The organism is Xanthomonas citri pv. citri, from assembly GCF_000961215.1.
In the GTDB taxonomy this organism is placed as follows: Bacteria; Pseudomonadota; Gammaproteobacteria; order Xanthomonadales; family Xanthomonadaceae; genus Xanthomonas; species Xanthomonas cissicola.
The window spans coordinates 3899472-3915843 of record NZ_CP008998.1 but is presented as its reverse complement, the minus strand read 5'-3'; the positions used below and the strand labels follow the sequence as shown (position 1 = coordinate 3915843).

The window sequence follows — 16372 nt, the reverse complement described above, 5'->3', positions numbered from 1 at the left end:
TTGCTCAATCAACATCGCTCCATGGATTGCTCATCCAGCCGGTCGATGCGACATGCTGCCCACGTCAATCCAATCTCAGGCCGCCGCAGTTTCCTGCGTCGCCAACGCTTGCTGGTAGGCCTTATAGGTCGCCTCGTTATAGGCCACCAAGACGATGTGCTTGGGCACCTTGTGCGAGCGCTGCCAATCGCGCGTTTCGGTCACGGCGATGCGGGCCGCCTGATGCAGCGGGTAGCCGTAAATCCCGCAGCTGATCGCCGGGAACGCAATCGAGTGCAGCATCATCTGTTCGGCGAGTTTCAGCGATTGCCAATAGCAATTGGCCAGCTGTTCGGGCTCGTTATGCCTGCCGTCGCGCCACACCGGGCCAACGGTATGAAAGATGTGGCGTGCCTTCAGATCGAAGCCGTCGGTGATGCGGATTTCGCCGGTGGGACAACGCACGCCTGGACGCACTTGCGGCAGTGCTTCGCAGGCTTCCAGCAAGCGCGGGCCGGCGGCACGGTGGATGGCGCCATCGACGCCACCACCGCCGAGCAGGGATTCGTTGGCGGCGTTGACGATGACGTCGACGTCGAGTTCGGTGATGTCGCCTTGCCAGACTTCGATTCTCATAGCGCGATAATTATGCGAATTGCATGATGGGCGCGTGATGGGGAGCACGCTGCGGAATCGGCACGCTATCGGCCATTCATCTCACCTGCTGCGACTGTCTGACGGGGTGAATGCATGCCGTCCCGTGTCGGGCCGGGCGCTCTCTTGGAGCGATCGGCAGCAATCATTGTCACGCGCGAGGTGATGCGTGTTGCGGCTACAACCAGCGGCGGACGCTTACGCAGTAGTCGTTGTAGTGGCGGCCGAATTCGGCGCGTAGACGCGCCTCTTCGAACGGGATGACATAGCGCTGCAGCGCAAGCCACGGCAGCGGCACCAACACAACCGCCCACAGCAGGCCAAGTTGCAGGCATAGGCCGACGTAGCTCAGCACCAAGGCCAGGTACATCGGGTTGCGGGTGACGCGATACGGGCCGTCCAGCACCAGGCGCGAGGGATGACCGCTGGGCATGATGGTGGTGCGCCGACGCGCAAACAGGATGAAGCAGCTCACCGCCAGCGCCAGGCCGAGACAGGCGATGCCGCCGCCAGCCACTTCGATCCAGGCCAGTGGCGTGGGAGGGGGGAGCGGCAGATCCAGCGCCTCTTGCAGCCATGCGCCCAGCCCCAGGGCGAGCGCGAAGTGGACCGGGGAGGTCATTTTTACCAGCCATGGCGCCCGCGCGGCGCGGGTCTCGCTGTGTCCATACGGCTGGTTGCTCACACATCTCTCCCTACATCGCGGCCGCCATCCTAACGTTTCCTTGACATGGGCGGGAGTGCGGGCGTGTCTGTAGCTGGAAACAGAACGGAGCTGCGCCTAGCGCAAGGCGTGCCGGGCGCGCTGCCACGTCCTTGGTTTCGGCAATACCGCGTGCGCTTTCGCCTCGAGGCGGTCACGGATCGCGAGCATGAGGTGCCCGCCGCGACGCGGCGTCTTCCGGCGCAAATACACTGTTCAGCCGTGGCCAAAAAGCCGCGCATTGCGCGGCTTCAGGTCTGGTCATCAACTGCGCCCGATCAGGGCAGCCCGGCCAGCCAGTCGTCGTCGGAGCCTTCGTTGATGTCGGCGAAGAGCGGGGTCGAGAAGTAGCGCTCGCCAGTGTCGGGCAGCATCGCCAGGATGACGGCGCCAGGCACCGCGCCTTCTGCCACGCGCAGCGCGGTGGCGACGGTGGCACCGCCGGAGATGCCGGTGAAGATGCCTTCTTCGGCGGCCAGGCGCCGCGCCACGGTGATGGCGTCGGTGTCTTCCACGCTCAGCACCTCATGGGCGACCTCGCGGTTGAGCACCTCGGGTATGAAGTCCGGGGTCCAGCCCTGGATCTTGTGCGGTTTCCAGTCCTGGCCTTGCAGCAAGGCGGCGCCAGCCGGCTCCGAGGCGGTGATGCGCACTTCCGGGCGCGCAACGCTCAGGACCTCGCCCACGCCGGTGAGGGTGCCGCCGGTGCCCCAGCCGGTGACGAAATGGTCCAGCCGGTGGCCGGCGAAATCGCGCAGGATCTCGGCAGCGGTGGTGTTGCGGTGGTAGGCCGGGTTGGCCGGATTGGCGAACTGGCTGGCCAGGAACCAGCCGTGCTGTTCGGCCAGCTCCTTCGCTTTGCGCACCATGCCGCTGCCGCGCTCGGCAGCCGGCGTCAGGATGACCTTGGCGCCATAGGCACGCATCAGCTTGCGGCGTTCGATGGAGAAGGTTTCCACCATGGTGGCGACGAACTTGTAGCCGCGTGCTGCGGCCACCATGGCCAGTGCCACGCCGGTGTTGCCGGAGGTGGCTTCGACGATGGTGTCGCCGGGCTTGAGCAGGCCGCGCTGTTCGGCGTCCAGGATGATCGCCAGCGCCAGCCGGTCCTTGACCGAGCCGCCGGGATTGAACGATTCGACCTTGACGTACAAGGTCACGTTATCCGGGGCGAGGCGTTGGAGCTTGACCACCGGGGTGCGGCCGATGGTGTCGAGAATGTTGTCGTACAGGGCCATGGGGTCTCCGTCGGAATCAGGCTGCGTGGGCCAGTGTGGGCGTGTGGGGCGTTGCGCCGGGTGAGTGCGGCGGCGAGGCGCTCAGCGGCGCGCTGCCGAACCAATGCAGCGTCTGCGCCAGTGCCGTTACCTCGCCCAGGATCAGCAGCGCCGGTGCGGTCACGGCGTGCTGCCGGGCGCTGGCGGCCAGGCTGGCGAGCGTACCGGTGATTACCCGTTGCTGCGGGCGCGAGCCGTTTTCGACCAGCGCGAACGGGGTGGTGGGTGCGCGGCCGGCCTGCAGCAGACGTTGCTGGATGGCGTCCAGACCGGCCACGCCCATGTAGAACGCCAGGGTCTGGCGTTCCTGGCCAAGCGCCTGCCAATCCAGCGTGTCCAGCGAATCCTTGCAGTGCGCGGTGATCAGCCGCAGCGATTGCGCATGGTCGCGGTGGGTGAGCGGAATGCCGGCATAGGCGGCGCAGGCGATGGCGGCGGTGATGCCGGGAATCACCTGGAAGCCGATGCCGTGCGCGCGCAGGAATTCCAGCTCTTCGCCGCCGCGGCCGAACACGAATGGGTCGCCGCCCTTCAGCCGTACCACGCGGCGACCGGCCCGGGCGTGTTCCAGCATCAGGCCGTGAATCTGTTCCTGCCGGGTGCTATGGCCTTGCGCCGACTTGCCGACCTCGATGAGGTGCGCGCCGTGCCGAGCCAGGCGCAGGATCTGCGGGCTGACCAGGCGGTCGTGCAGCACCACCTCGGCCTGACGCAGTGCGCGCAGCGCATGCCGGGTGAGCAGGCCCGGATCGCCGGGGCCGGCGCCGACCAGGCTCACGTTGCCGGGCGCCAGCGTGCCGATCGCGCTGCGCGGTCCTGTGGAGCGCGCAGGAACCGTTGCGGACGCCGCAGGCGCTGCGGCGTGGGTCAGCAGCCGATGGGCACTTGCTGCTTGGCGCAGGGCGTCGTTGAGCGCTGCCGATTCGCTGGCGGCGATGGTGAGCCATAGCGGTTGGTCGGACTGCGCCAGCCATGCCGGGTCGAACCGACCGGCCAACCAGCGCAGCCGGCCTGCCTGCGCCCAGTGCCGCAACTGCGCCGTGAGCTCGGGCGCGCCGACCAGCGGCAGCGCACCGGCCTGCAGCAACTGGCCAGTGGCGCGCTCGGCGTCGGCGCCGCCGCCGACCACCAGGACGGCACGGCCACGCAGGTCGGCAAGCAGCGGGAACGCAGGAGTCACGGTTCGGCAGCATCGTTGGGGGAGGGCCAGACCGTAACGCCGGCTTATAGCCGTCGGAAATGACTTCATACATCCTAAAAATAGCGTTCGGTTATAAGCTGGCCCGCAGAACTCCTCTACAGTCGAATCCCTTGTAGCGCCTCGCGCTTTTTTGGATATAAGCCATGACGCTGACCCAACTTCGCTATCTGGTGGCCATCGCCGATGCCGAGCTGAACATCACCCTGGCCGCCGCGCGCGTGCATGCGACCCAGCCTGGCCTGTCCAAGCAGCTCAAGCAGTTGGAGGACGAACTCGGCTTTCTGCTGTTCGTGCGCAAGGGGCGCAGCCTGGATGCCGTGACGCCGGCCGGTGTGGAAGTGATCGAGCGCGCGCGTGCAGTGCTGTCGGAGGCCAACAACATCCGCACCTATGCCGCCAACCAGCGCCGCGAAAGCCAGGGCCAGCTGACCCTGACCACCACCCATACCCAGGCCCGCTTCGTGCTGCCGCCGGCGGTGGCGCAGATCAAGAATGCCTACCCGCAAGTGAGCGTGCATCTGCAGCAGGCCGCCGAAAGTGCGGCCCTGGATCTGCTGAGCCAGGGCGATGCGGACATCGCGGTGGTCAGCACCGCCGGTGGCGAGCCGAGCGCCGGCATCGCAGTGCCGCTATACCGCTGGCGGCGGCTGGTGGTGGTGCCGCGGGGGCATGCATTGGATCACCCACGCACGGCGCCGGACATGCATGCGCTGGCCGAACATCCGCTGATCAGTTACGAATCCTCCACCCGGCCGGGCTCCTCGCTGCAGCGCGCGTTTGCGCAGGTGGGACTGGAGCCGAGCATCGCGCTGACCGCGCTGGATGCCGACCTGATCAAGACCTATGTGCGCGCAGGGCTTGGCGTGGGATTGGTCGCGGAAATGGCGGTCAACGCCTTCGACGAGGATCTGCGCGCCTGGCCGGCGCCCGCGCCGATTGCCGAGTGCATCGCCTGGGCGGTGCTGCCGCGCGACCGCGTCCTGCGCGACTACGCCCTGGATCTGGTGCATGTGCTCGCGCCGCAAATCGACAAGCGCGATCTGCGCCGGGTGCTGGACGGCAATCAGGCACCGAACTGGCCCCTGCCGCCGACCTGGGAATCGCTGACCCAGACCATCACCAGCTGAGCGGCACGATGACCGAGCCACTGCGTCCGGCACTGAGCAGACTGTGGTCGTCCGAGCCGGACGGCGGCATGTCGCTGCAACTATCGGCCAGCATCGAGGGCCGCGAGCATGAGGTACTGACGGTGCTGGCCGACCCGCGCGACGAAGCGTTATGGGTGGCCGTGCAGGCGGGCAGCACGCGTGTGCAGATCCCGCTGGCGGTGCTGCGCAAGGCGCTGGACGTTGCGGCCGAGGATGTGCATTCGGCGGAGTGGTTCGCGCGCCAGGATGCGGCTGCGTCCGACGTCTGACGCTGCGATATGGGCGGCTAGCACACTCTCGCGAGCAGTCGTCAGGCGGTGTAGACAGCGCACAGGAGTGGGACTGGACGTGTGTGCATATCCGTTCCAGGTACTGGCTGCCTGGCGGTGCGATCGGTGCGTTCGCGATGACGCCGGTGCTGGGCTGCAGCGCAACTGCCCCGAAAAAATGTCTATAGGATCAAGGCGATGCGCATGTGCCCAACTGCGCCGCAGCGTGTGCTGTGGGTGATTTTCCCTACCCGTGTCAGGGCGATGCAGTTGGCGTCTACCGGGCGCATCAAGTTGCGTGCTGCGTTGTCGAAAACCCTTATAGCAACCATGACGCGACACTCTCGGACGTCTAGGGGTGGACGGCGCAGAGCTGGCGATGCAGGTGATCGCATCGCCGGTGTGTTTCGCGGTGTCGTCGAAGGTTGCTAGCGCTGTCGCATCGCTGTTGCGCGAGGCTGTGCACAGAGCGGCTGGCGCATCCGGGTCCCTGGGGAGAGGCCTGGCGTGCTTGGCGGCGGACCCGGGTCGGGAGCCCGGGTCCGCCTTTTTTGTACCGCAGCGGCACCTCGGTTGAAGATGGAACACCGCTCAGACGTGCCATGCCACTGCAGACAGTGCGCGATCCGGGCCGGCGCTGGTTTCCATGCCTGCGGCGAGCCGCCGGGTCTCCGCGATCGCCGCTGACGCGGGCTTTCGCGTGGCATGTGGTGTCGGCTGCTGCGACGTCGGCGCGACGGGATGGAGTGGCCGCGCGTTCTGGTCTGGCCGCAGACCGCTGCCCCAACCGGTAAACCCCAGGCGTTCGCCGCGCAGCCCGAACACGCTGCGGGCCACACATCTTTAGGCCAATGGAATCCGCACCGAAAAACAGGTGCCGCCCTGCGGGCGCGGACGCACGTCCACTTCGCAGCCCAATGTCTCGGCAGTGCGATGCACGATCCACAGGCCGATGCCCAAACCGTCGCTGCGCGGGTCGGCCTGGCGGAACGCCTGGAAGACCTGCTCGGGTTGGTCCATGTTCAAGCCGATGCCGCTGTCGATGATGTTCACTTCCGCAAAACCGGGACGGCGGCGGGTGCCGACCAGCACGCGGCCGCGTTCGGTGTACTTGATGGCATTGCCGACCAGGTTGCCGATCAAGGTGGTCAGCAGCGTGGGGTGGCTGCGCACGCGCAGCGAGGTGTGCACATAGCGAAGGGCCAGGTACTTGTCGATGGCTGGTTGACGCCACACGCCGAGGATCGAATGCAGCACGTCTTCCAGCTGCAGTGGCTGCAGGTCCGGCATGGCGGCCTTGCTCGCGGCCGCCAGCGTGGCCAGCTCGTCCAGGCTGCGGCCGACCAGGCTGATCGCATCGCGCGCAGCGACCAGGTTGGGAACGGCGTCGACGTCGGCGTGCCGGCGCATCTTGTCGATGGCGTAGGCGGCAGTGCGCAATGGGGTCTTCAGATCGTGCCCGGCGATGGCCATCAGGCGGCTGCGGTAGCGATCGGATTCCTCTGCGATTGCCAGTGCGCGCCGAAATTCCAGCTGCGCCATGGTCTGGCGTGCCAATGCGCGCAGGGCTTCCACCTGCTCGTCGGTGAGCTGGCGCGGTTTCCGGTCGAGCACGCAGACCGTGCCAAGCGGCAGGCCGTCTGGTGTCTTCAACAAGGCACCTGCATAGAAATGCAGCGGCGCCTCGCCGGTGACCAGTGGGTTGCGCGCAAAGCGGATGTCTTCGCGCGTGTCGGGCACCACCAGCACATCGTTGTCGAGCAGCGCATGCGCGCACATCGACTTGAACAGCGGGGTCTCGCGCTCGCCCATCCCCAGCTCGCTCTTGAACCACTGGCGGTCCGCATCGACCAGGCTGATCAGCGCGATCGGCGTCTGGCAAATGATCGAGGCAAGCCGGGTGATGTCTTCGAAGGCCGCTTCGCGCGGGGTGTCGAGAATGCCGTAGCTGCGCAGCGCCTGCAGACGCAATGCTTCGCTGGGGGGCTTGGGTGCGCAGGGAAGCGGCTCGGCCGCTCGATCGGACAGGACGGTACTCATGCGCGTAGCTACAGGGTGGAAGCGGCAAGCATAGGGCATGCCAAGGCCCTTCATGTGTCTGCGGTCACAGAGGTCGGACGAAACTGTGACTGCCGACCAGGACGGCGGCGCGTGGACGAGGCCGGCGTGCGGTAAACGGGCTTGGGGCTGCAGCGGCTGGCCCATCCGGTTCTGGCGTGCCGGCTCCGGCGCATGCCTGGGCGCGGGTCATCCGGGTGTGACCGGGCCAGCCGGGTGCGACATGCGGTCGCGCATCGGCCGCGACCATCGCCCCGGCTTGCGTGGCGGCTTACACTTCGACGCATGCTGCGTTTGTCCCGTCGCCATCGGTTGTTGCCCCTGCTTGCCTGTCTGGCGGTGGCGCTAATGCTGGTCGCACCGCTGATCAGCCGCTGGAGCCAGGCGCAGCCGATCGAGCCGATGTGCATGGGTGTTCCAGCGTTGTCTGCAGCGCGCGCGCTGCATGCCGGTCATCGAACCCAGCCGGCCGGTCTGGCTGCGGACGCGCACTCCGGCGCCGTAGCGAACATGCAGCACGCCCGCACCCACGACGCAGCGACGCATGGGCACGCCTGCGATTACTGCGTCTTGGCCGCACGGTTGCTGCCATTGCTGATCGTGGCGTTGCTGTGCCTGCTGCAACCGCGGCCGGCGCCGGCTCCGGTGCTCACCCAGGCAGGCGCACGCTCGGTCTTTCGATGGGCCGCACTCGGCGCACGTGGACCACCGCTGGCCGCATAAGGTGGCCCCTGTGCGGGCGTCCACGCAGCGATGCCCCGTGCGCGCCTGAGGTGTTCGGCGTCCCTGCCGGGCAGTGCGGGCGACTCGCGTCTTATCGAATGATGCCGATGCGCGCCGCGACGGTGGCAGCGTACGGCTGTGCGGCCGTGCAGTCACGGCGAAGGGTTGGTCATGCGTCTGCGGTTGTTGAAAACGATGTGGTATGCGCCGTCGTTGGCGCTGGTGTGGGGGCCTGCATGCGATGTGCAGGCGCAAGACGCGGCACTCACGCTGGGCAAGGTGCAGGTGAGCGAACACGCGCAGCGCAGCCCGAGCACGGCGCGCGTGCTGAGCTCGGTGGATGTGATCGGCGGCGAGCTGCTGCACGATCAACATGTGGACTACAGCTGGGAACTGCTGATGCGCGCGCCCGGGGTGCAGGTCACCCAGTTCCGCATGGGCACCGATGCGGGGCGCTTTTCGTTCCGCGGATTCAATGGCGAGGGACGCATCAATGCGGTGAAACTGCTGATCGACGGCATCCCCAGCAACGACAATGCCGGCGCCATGCCGTACCTGGACGCGGTGTTTGCGCAGGACATCAGCGCCATCGAGATCGTGCGCGGCACCAACGACGCGCGCTATGGCTTGAATGCCATTGCCGGCAGCGTGGACGTGCTCACCCGTACCGGCGGCAACGACGGCCGCTTGAGCGTGACGGCCGGCAGCTTCGATGCGCGCGAGGTGCAACTCAGCAAAGGGTTCGAACAGGGCGCCTGGAGCCAGAACTATGTGCTGGCCTGGCGCGACTCGGACGGGTATCGCGATCATGCCGACGCACGCAAACGCAGCGTGGCGGGCAAGTGGTTCTACACCGACCCGGACGGTGCATTCCGCGCAGGGCTCACCACGCGGTACTACGACAACCACGCATTGGAAGCCGGCTATCTGGACGCCGCCACCGCGCGTGCGGCGCCGCGCAGCTCGCCGGACTATGCGCAGAACGACCGCAGCGAGCGTCGTGTGCGCCAGACTGCGTTGCATGCGGACGGTGCGCTCGGCGAGCAGGCGCAATGGAGCGCCAAGGCCTACCAGAACGACTACCGCAACCAACGCTGGGTGCGGTTTTCTGCGGCCGGGCTGCAGCAGGAACGCGATACCGACGAAACCCATCGCGGGCTGTTGCTGCGTAGCAACTGGCAGCCGGACTGGGGCGCGCTGCAGGCCAACCTGGAAGCCGGGGTGGATGCGCAGTGGCAGGACAACCAGTCGCAGCGGTATCGCACCGTGGCCCGTGTGCGCGGGGCAAAGCTGCGCGATTGGGACTACGATCTGCGCACGCGTGGCGCGTATGTGCAGGCCGTGCTGACCCCCATTGCGCGCTTGCAGCTGGTGCCGGGGTATCGCATCGATCGTGTCGATGGACACCTGCATGACGTGCTGGCCGGCAGCATTGCGCCAACCTACGACTACGGCACCATCAAGCAACCCAAGTTCAGTGCGAGCTACCGCGTGGGCGAGCAGAGCAGCGTGTATGCGAACTGGGGACGTACGTTCCAGATCGGCAGCGGCGATGGCGCCTACCGTCGCCAGCCCGGCAACCTGGGGCCCTCGATCAACGACGGTTGGGAGACCGGCTTCAAGTTCGCGCCGTCGGCCCTGGTGGACGGGCGCCTGGCGTATTGGGAGCAGCGCGCATCCGGGGAGGTGGCGACTGTTTTCGGTGTCAATGGCGTGGTAGGCATCGGCGATGTGGCCAATGTCGGCCGTACGCTGCGGCGCGGGTGGGATGCCCAGCTCAACGTGCAGCCGGCTGAGCATTGGCGCGCGTGGGTCTCGTATTCGCGGCAGAAGGCCAGCATCGCCACGCCCGATCCGAGCGCCCCGGCCACGCGCGGCAAGGAAATCGAAAACGTGCCGCACTGGTTGGCCACCGCCGGGCTGGAGTGGCAGGTCGGTTCATCGGTGCAGGTGAGCGCCTGGGGCAATGCGCAAGGCGATTACTACCTGGAACGCACCAACACGCTGGGCCGCACCGGTGGCTACGCCTTGCTCAATCTGGGCGCGCGCTGGGCCGTGGATGCGCGCAATGCGCTCAGCCTGCAGCTACGCAACGTCACCGATCGTGCGTATGTGTACGCCTGGTACGACAGTGGCAGCTCCGGTTACTCACCCGGCGATGGGCGTGCGTTGTCGGTGTCGTGGGATTGGAGCTTCTGATGTCTGCAATCAACGATCGGGGAGGCGTCGCCGAGGCACGCCAGGGTAGCCGCTGGCGCTTCTATCGCGCGGTGTGGCGCTGGCATTTTTATGCCGGGCTGCTCGTGCTGCCTTTCATCATCTGGCTGGCGGTGACCGGGGCTGCGTTCCTGTACCAGGACGCCATCGACCGCAGCGTGCACCACGGGTTGAAGGTGGTGCCGATAGGCGATGCGCGCCTGCCCGCACAGCAGTTGGTTGCCGCTGCACAAGGGCGCTACGGCGGCAGCTTGTTTGTGTACACCACGCCCAAACGCGCCGATGCGAGCGCCGAGATCGGGCTGGTGGATGCGCACGGCATGCGGCGGGTGGCGTATGTCGATCCGTACCGTGCGCGGGTGTTGGGCGCCCTGCCCGAGCACGGCACGCTCAGCTGGACGATCCGCCGGCTGCATAGTCTTGCGCTGGTGGGGCCATATGCCCGCGGCCTGATCGAAATGGCCGGCGGATGGGCCATCGTGCTGGTGCTCACGGGGGTGTATCTGTGGTGGCCGCGCGGGCGACGCGGCGGCGTGATCAGTGTGCGTGGCAAACCGAAACAGCGGCTGTTCTGGCGCGACCTGCACGCAGTGACCGGTGCCGGGGTCGGTGCGATCCTGCTGTTTCTGGCGCTGACCGGCATGCCGTGGTCGTGGCTATGGGGCGCGCAGGTCAATCGCTGGGCCAATGGGCATGATTTCGGCTATCCGGCCGGGCTGCGCGTGCAGCAGCCGATGTCGCAGCAGCGCTTGGCCGACAGTGGCGAGCCAGCGTGGTCGTTGCGGCAGGCGCGCCTGCCGGAATCTGTGGTGCCTGCACAGCGAACTGGCGCGGTGGATGAGCACGCGCATGGTCAGCAAGCACGTGCGTTGCAGATGGGCGACGAGCATTTTGAGCACTCCGGGCACTCCGGGCACGGAGCGCTCCCAGCGAACGCAGCGCATGCAGGCCACGAAGAACACGCAGCGCACCCTGGCCAGTCGGAGCACGCGCACTCGGCAGACAACGCACATGCCGATCACGGCGATTCCGCTGGATTCGCTGCGCCGGGACGCGGCGCGATCGGTCTGGACGCAGCGATGGCGCGTTTCGAGGCACGCGGCATCCTGCCGGGATATAGCGTGGCGCCGCCGCGTGGTGCGACCGGGGTCTATACCGCGTCGGTGTACCCGGCCGATCTGCAGCGGCAGCGGGTGATCCATTTGGATCAGTACAGCGGTGCGGTACTGCTGGACATGCGCTATCGCGACTACGGGCCGCTGGCCAAGCTGTTGGAATGGGGCATCAACGTGCACCTGGGGCAGCAATACGGCACTGCCAATCAGTTGATCCTGTTGTTCGTCTGCATCGCCATCGTGCTGTTGTGCGTCAGCGCGGCGGTGATGTGGTGGAAGCGCTGCCCCAGCGGTGGCTTGGGCGTACCGCCGTTGCCTGCCGACCCGCGCACGCTACGCGGCCTGATGGCGTTGCTGGTGCTGTGCGGGCTGATCTTCCCGCTGGTCGGCCTGTCGTTGTTGCTGATGTGGGCGTTCGATCGTTACTGGATGCGGCGCGCTCACGCCGATGCGTCGGCGGGGTGATGCGTGCGCCGGTGCATGAGTGCAGCTCGCAGCGCACTGCCGTTGCATCCTGGATGCAGCATGCGCATGCAGCTGCCGCACATGCGGGTGAAGCGTCACTCGTACAAGCGCAACTGGCAATGGACCGCTGACGCTAGATATCTTCGTGGATGCCGCACTCGCGCTTGAGACCGTAAAAGCGCGTGTCTTCTTCGCGCATGCCGGGCTCCCAGCGACGCGTGGTGTGGAAATCGCCGATGGACACGTAGCCTTGTTCCCAGAGCGGGTGATACGGCAGGTCGTGCGCTTGCAGGTATTGCCACACATCGCGATCGGTCCAGTCGGCGATCGGGCTGATTTTGTAACGCTCGCCGCGCTTCTGCATGATCGGCGTCTGCGCGCGGCCGCCGGACTGGCTGCGGCGCAGGCCGGTAAACCAGGTGCCCACGTCGAGTTCGTTCAAGGCCCGGCGCATCGGTTCGACCTTGCGCAGATTGTTGTATTGATCGATGCCGACCATGCCTTGCTCCCACAGGCGGCCGTGGCGCGCTTCCATCCAGGCGCGGCTGACCAGCGGGCGATAGACCTTGAGATTGAGCTTGAGTCGCTCGGTCAAGGCATCGGCAAAACGGTAGGTTTCCGGAAACAGATAACCGGTGTCGATCAGGATTACCGGGATGTCCGGACGTTGCTGACTGAGCAGATGCAAGGTAACCGCCGATTGCGCGCCGAAGCTGGACGACAAGGCCGCGTTCTGCGGGCCGTGCTGCAGCGCCCAGGCCACGCGTTGATCGGCACGCAGCCCTTCCAGCTGCGCATTGAGCGCGTCCAGATCGTCGAACGCGGAAGAAGTGATCGATGCAGCAGGCAGCGCGGTCATGCGAGCAATTCCAGGTCGAGGCGACGGTGCGTGGGGTAGGGCGGCAATGCGATCACCCCGGCGCGATGCAGGAAATCGCCGAAGCCTTCATCGTTGGCGTGGTCGCGTTCGGCGGCATAGCGCGCCAACAGCGGTTCCAACGCGGCCAGGATCTCCGGCTCGGTGATGTTTTCGCGATACAGCGTATTGAGCCGCTGCCCGCGACGGTCGCCACCCAGCATCAGGTTGTAGCGCCCGGGCGCCTTGCCGACCAGCGCAATCTCGGCAAGATACGGGCGCGAGCAGCCGTTCGGGCAGCCGGACAAGCGCAGCACGATCGGCGTCTCGGCCAGGCCGTGCTGTTGCAGCAGCGGCTGCAGCGCCGCGCCGAAATCGGGCAGATAGCGCTCGGCCTCGGCCATTGCCAGGCCACAGGTCGGCAGTGCCACGCAGGCCATTGCGCCGCGCGCCAAGGCAGTGGCGGACTGGTTGCCGGCGTCCAGCCCGTAGTGCGCCACCAGCGCATCGACGCGTGCGCGCTCGCTGGCCAGTACGCCGGCGATCACCAGGTTCTGGTTGGGCGTCATGCGGAACTCGCCAACGTTCAACTGCGCGATTGCGCGCAACCCACTCAGATGCGCTGCGGTATCGGTGTCGGCAATGCGGCCGGCCGGCAGCGACAGGGTCAGATGCCATAGCCCGTCTTCGCCTTCGACCCAGCCATAGCGGTCGCCGTTGTGGTCGAACGCGAACGGCTGCGCCGGTTGCAGTGCGAAGCCGGCGCGGCGTGCGATCTCGGCCACGATGGTGTCCAGCCCGTGGTCGTCGATGGTGTACTTGAAGCGTGCGCGCTTGCGCACCGCACGGTTGCCGAAGTCGCGTTGCGTGGTGACCACCGCAGTGGCGATATCCAGCAACTGTTCGCGGGTCACGAAGCCGATCACGTTGGCCACGCGCGGCCAGGTCTCGGCATCGCCGTGCGAGGCGCCCATGCCGCCACCGATGCTGACGTTGTAGCCCAGCAACTGCCCATCGCGCAGGATAGCGATAAAGCCCAGATCGTTGGCGAACACGTCCACATCGTTGAGCGGCGGTGCGGCGAAACCGATCTTGAATTTGCGCGGTAGATAGCGCTCGCCATAGATCGGCTCGTCCTCGCTGCCGGAGCCGGACACGCGCTCTTCGTCCAGCCAGATTTCGTAGTACGCCCGCGTGTTGGGCAACAGGTGTTCGGAAACGCGCGCGGCATCGGCATACAGCGTGGCATGCGCCTGCGACAGCAGCGGATTCGCGGCCACCTGCACGTTGCGATTCACATCGCCGCAGGCGGCCAGCGTATCGATCAGAGTGGCATTGATGGCCTGCATGGTGGCCTTCAATTCGCGCTTGATCACGCCATGAAACTGGAATGCCTGGCGCGTGGTGATGCGTAGCGAATGATTGGCGTAGCGGGTGGCGATGCCATCCAGTGCCAGCCATTGCGTGGGCGTGATCACCCCGCCCGGCGTGCGCGTGCGGATCATGAACTGGTACGCCGGCTCCAGCTTCTGCCGCCGCCGCTCGTCGCGAATATCGCGGTCGTCCTGCTGGTAGCTGCCGTGGTACTTGATCAAGGTCTGATCGTCCTCACGCAACGCACCGGTCACCGCATCGGCCAGGCTCTGTTCCAGCGACCCACGCAGACGGCGGCTCTCGGATTTGATGTCTTCGACGGAGTGGCTCATGAGAATCGAGAATCGGGAATGGGGAATCGTGAAAAGCGGCGCAGTTGGTCGGAAGAACTCGGACATGGGCTCTTCCCATTCCCGATTCCCCACTCGCGATTCCCGGCACTAATAGACATCCCGTGCATAGCGTCCCTCCACCTGCAGTTGGGTGAGATACGCGGCGGCGGCCTCGGCATCCTGGGCGCCGTGGGTGGCGACGATGTCGAGCAGGGCCGCATGCACGTCCTTGCCCATGCTGGTGGCGCCGCACACATACACGTGCGCGCCGCCCTGCAGCCAGGCATAGACCTCGGCGCCACGCGCGCGCAGGCGATGTTGCACGTAGAGCTTTTCGGCCTGGTCGCGCGAGAACGCCAGATCCAGCGCGTGCAACTCGCCGCGTCGCAGGGCCAGCTGCCATTCGGCCTGGTACAGGAAATCGGTATTGAAATGCTGGGCGCCGAAGAACAGCCAGTTACGGCCCTTGGCGCCGGTTTCCGCGCGCTCCTGCACGAAGCCGCGGAACGGCGCCACGCCGGTGCCCGGGCCGATCATCAGGATGTCGCGATCGGCATCGGCCGGTACCCGGAAGCGCTCGTTCGGTTCGATGTAGACCGGCGCGGTGTCGCCTTCGCCAAGCGCGGCCAGAAAGCCGCTGGCCGCACCCAGATGCGCATGCCCATGCGCCTGGTAGGTGACCTCGTCCACGGTCAGATGCACTTCATCGCCCACGCGCTTGCGGCTGGAGGCGACGGAGTACAGCCGCGGGGTGAGGGGACGCAGCGCGGCGAGCAGGCCGGCGTGGTCCCAATCCGCCGGCCAGCGGCGCAGCACGTCGATCACTTGATGATCGGCGAGCAGCGACGCCAGGCCGGCAGTCTGGGTGGGGGCGAGCAGCGCTTGCAGTTCTTGCGCGCCTGCGCGCTCGGCATGTGCGGTGAGGAACGGCCGCGACAGCTTGGTCAGTTCGCGCTGGGTGGCGAGCCATGCATGCAATTCCAATGTCTGCTCGCCGATGGTGACCGCGGCATCGCCGTCCAACCGCAAGGTCTGCAGCACCGCATCGACCAATGCGGGCGGATTGCGGTGGCGGATGCCCAGCGCGTCGCCCGGCTCATAGCTCAGGCCGCTGCCTTGCAGCGAAAATTCCAGATGCCGCACGCGCTTGCCGGGCGCCGCATAGACGCGAAATCCCGGGCCCTTGAAGTCGCGTCCGCTGATGATCTGATTGGACAACAACTCGGCGGCGAACGGCTGCTGGTGCGACCACACCGGCGTGGCCGGGCTGCTGCGCAGCGGCGTGACCGTGGCCGAGTGCAGGCCGCCCTTGAGCTGCTCGCGCGCATGCGTGAGCGCCTGTGCGCGCCACGGCAGGGCAACGCTGTCGATGTCCAGATCGGCTTCGCCGCGCGGCTGCACGCGGCTGCCGCCCAGTTCGGCCAGGCGCTCGTCGATGCGCCGGGCAATACCGCAGAAATCGGCATAACTGGAATCGCCCAGGCCCAGGACCGCGTACTTGAGCTCGGGCACCTTAGGCGCGCGCCGGCTGCTCAGGAATTCCACCAGGCCGATCGCATCGTCTGGCGGGTCACCTTCGCCCTGGGTGCTGATCACCACATACAACAGCCGCTCACTGGCCAGCTCGCGGGTGGGGTAGGCGTCGGCGCGCACCAGGCGCACGCTCAGACCCGCGGCTTCGGCCTCGGCGGCTAGGTGCTCTGCCTCGCGACGGGCATTGCCGGTCTGGCTGCCGTACACCACGGTCAGGCGTTGGCCTTCCTGGGCGAGTGGGTGCGCCTGTCCGCCCGGCAACACCGCCAGCGAGCGCGGCGGATGGCCCTGCGCCAGCCCGGCAGCGTAGCCGGACAGCCACCACAGCGATGCGGTGTCCAGGCCGTCGACCAACCGGTCCAGCAGCACCTTGCGCTCGTCGGGCAAGGGGCTGGGCGGTAGCGCGGAACTGGCGGCGGTCATTCGGATCCGGGGGGGGGTGATGAGAGTGACGATGTTAGGGAAGCG

At 66.8% G+C, this 16372-nt stretch carries 13 protein-coding genes; 5 read left to right on the top strand and 8 right to left on the bottom strand.

The window, feature by feature from the left end; translation table 11 throughout:
• Positions 1 to 75: 75 nt before the first annotated feature.
• The 4 genes from AMD14_RS17345 to cobA form a co-directional block, all read right to left on the bottom strand.
• A complete protein-coding gene (locus AMD14_RS17345) occupies positions 76 to 615 on the bottom strand; it encodes an O-acetyl-ADP-ribose deacetylase (RefSeq protein ID WP_005930441.1) in 540 nt (179 codons plus the stop codon).
• Positions 616 to 811: 196 nt separating this feature from the next.
• Complete coding sequence (locus AMD14_RS17340) at positions 812 to 1318, bottom strand: methyltransferase family protein (RefSeq protein WP_005922383.1); 507 nt, start codon at positions 1316 to 1318, stop codon at positions 812 to 814.
• Between the two features lie 296 nt (positions 1319 to 1614).
• Positions 1615 to 2574: a cysteine synthase A gene (cysK, locus tag AMD14_RS17335; RefSeq protein ID WP_005914507.1), complete on the bottom strand. Its 960-nt coding sequence runs from the start codon at positions 2572 to 2574 to the stop codon at positions 1615 to 1617.
• A 16-nt stretch (positions 2575 to 2590) separates the two neighbouring features.
• Entirely contained in the window at positions 2591 to 3793 is a 1203-nt protein-coding gene (gene cobA, locus AMD14_RS17330) for a uroporphyrinogen-III C-methyltransferase (protein WP_015463560.1), read from the bottom strand.
• Between the two features lie 164 nt (positions 3794 to 3957).
• Here cobA and AMD14_RS17325 point away from each other — a divergent pair, with 164 nt between their 5' ends.
• On the top strand, positions 3958 to 4941 hold the full coding sequence (locus AMD14_RS17325) for a LysR family transcriptional regulator (protein ID WP_003487249.1): 984 nt from the start codon (positions 3958 to 3960) through the stop codon (positions 4939 to 4941).
• 8 nt (positions 4942 to 4949) lie between these two features.
• A complete protein-coding gene (locus AMD14_RS17320; protein WP_003487247.1) occupies positions 4950 to 5231 on the top strand; it encodes a hypothetical protein in 282 nt (93 codons plus the stop codon).
• Positions 5232 to 6074: 843 nt separating this feature from the next.
• Here the strand turns inward: AMD14_RS17320 and AMD14_RS17310 are convergent.
• Positions 6075 to 7271, bottom strand: coding sequence for a sensor histidine kinase (locus tag AMD14_RS17310; RefSeq protein WP_005922378.1), 1197 nt, complete (start codon positions 7269 to 7271; stop codon positions 6075 to 6077).
• 303 nt (positions 7272 to 7574) lie between these two features.
• Here AMD14_RS17310 and AMD14_RS17305 point away from each other — a divergent pair, with 303 nt between their 5' ends.
• From AMD14_RS17305 to AMD14_RS17295, 3 genes are all read left to right on the top strand, one after another.
• Positions 7575 to 8012, top strand: coding sequence for a DUF2946 family protein (locus AMD14_RS17305; protein WP_015472636.1), 438 nt, complete (start codon positions 7575 to 7577; stop codon positions 8010 to 8012).
• A 195-nt stretch (positions 8013 to 8207) separates the two neighbouring features.
• The gene (locus AMD14_RS17300) at positions 8208 to 10211 is read left to right on the top strand and encodes a TonB-dependent receptor (protein WP_015472635.1); all 2004 of its coding nucleotides are present in this window, start codon (positions 8208 to 8210) and stop codon (positions 10209 to 10211) included.
• Positions 10211 to 11809 (top strand): PepSY-associated TM helix domain-containing protein, encoded by a 1599-nt coding sequence (locus AMD14_RS17295; protein ID WP_011052202.1) that lies wholly within the window; start codon positions 10211 to 10213, stop codon positions 11807 to 11809. The genes AMD14_RS17300 and AMD14_RS17295 overlap by 1 nt, the downstream gene beginning before the upstream one ends.
• Positions 11810 to 11942: 133 nt before the next feature.
• On the opposite strand, the gene AMD14_RS17290 is transcribed toward AMD14_RS17295, so the two are convergent.
• The 3 genes from AMD14_RS17290 to AMD14_RS17280 form a co-directional block, all read right to left on the bottom strand.
• Positions 11943 to 12668, bottom strand: coding sequence for a phosphoadenylyl-sulfate reductase (locus AMD14_RS17290; protein WP_011052201.1), 726 nt, complete (start codon positions 12666 to 12668; stop codon positions 11943 to 11945).
• Positions 12665 to 14371: an assimilatory sulfite reductase (NADPH) hemoprotein subunit gene (cysI, locus tag AMD14_RS17285; RefSeq protein ID WP_011052200.1), complete on the bottom strand. Its 1707-nt coding sequence runs from the start codon at positions 14369 to 14371 to the stop codon at positions 12665 to 12667. Before cysI ends, AMD14_RS17290 begins: the two co-directional genes overlap by 4 nt.
• A gap of 108 nt (positions 14372 to 14479) precedes the next feature.
• A complete protein-coding gene (locus tag AMD14_RS17280) occupies positions 14480 to 16327 on the bottom strand; it encodes an assimilatory sulfite reductase (NADPH) flavoprotein subunit (RefSeq protein WP_011052199.1) in 1848 nt (615 codons plus the stop codon).
• Positions 16328 to 16372 lie beyond the last annotated feature (45 nt).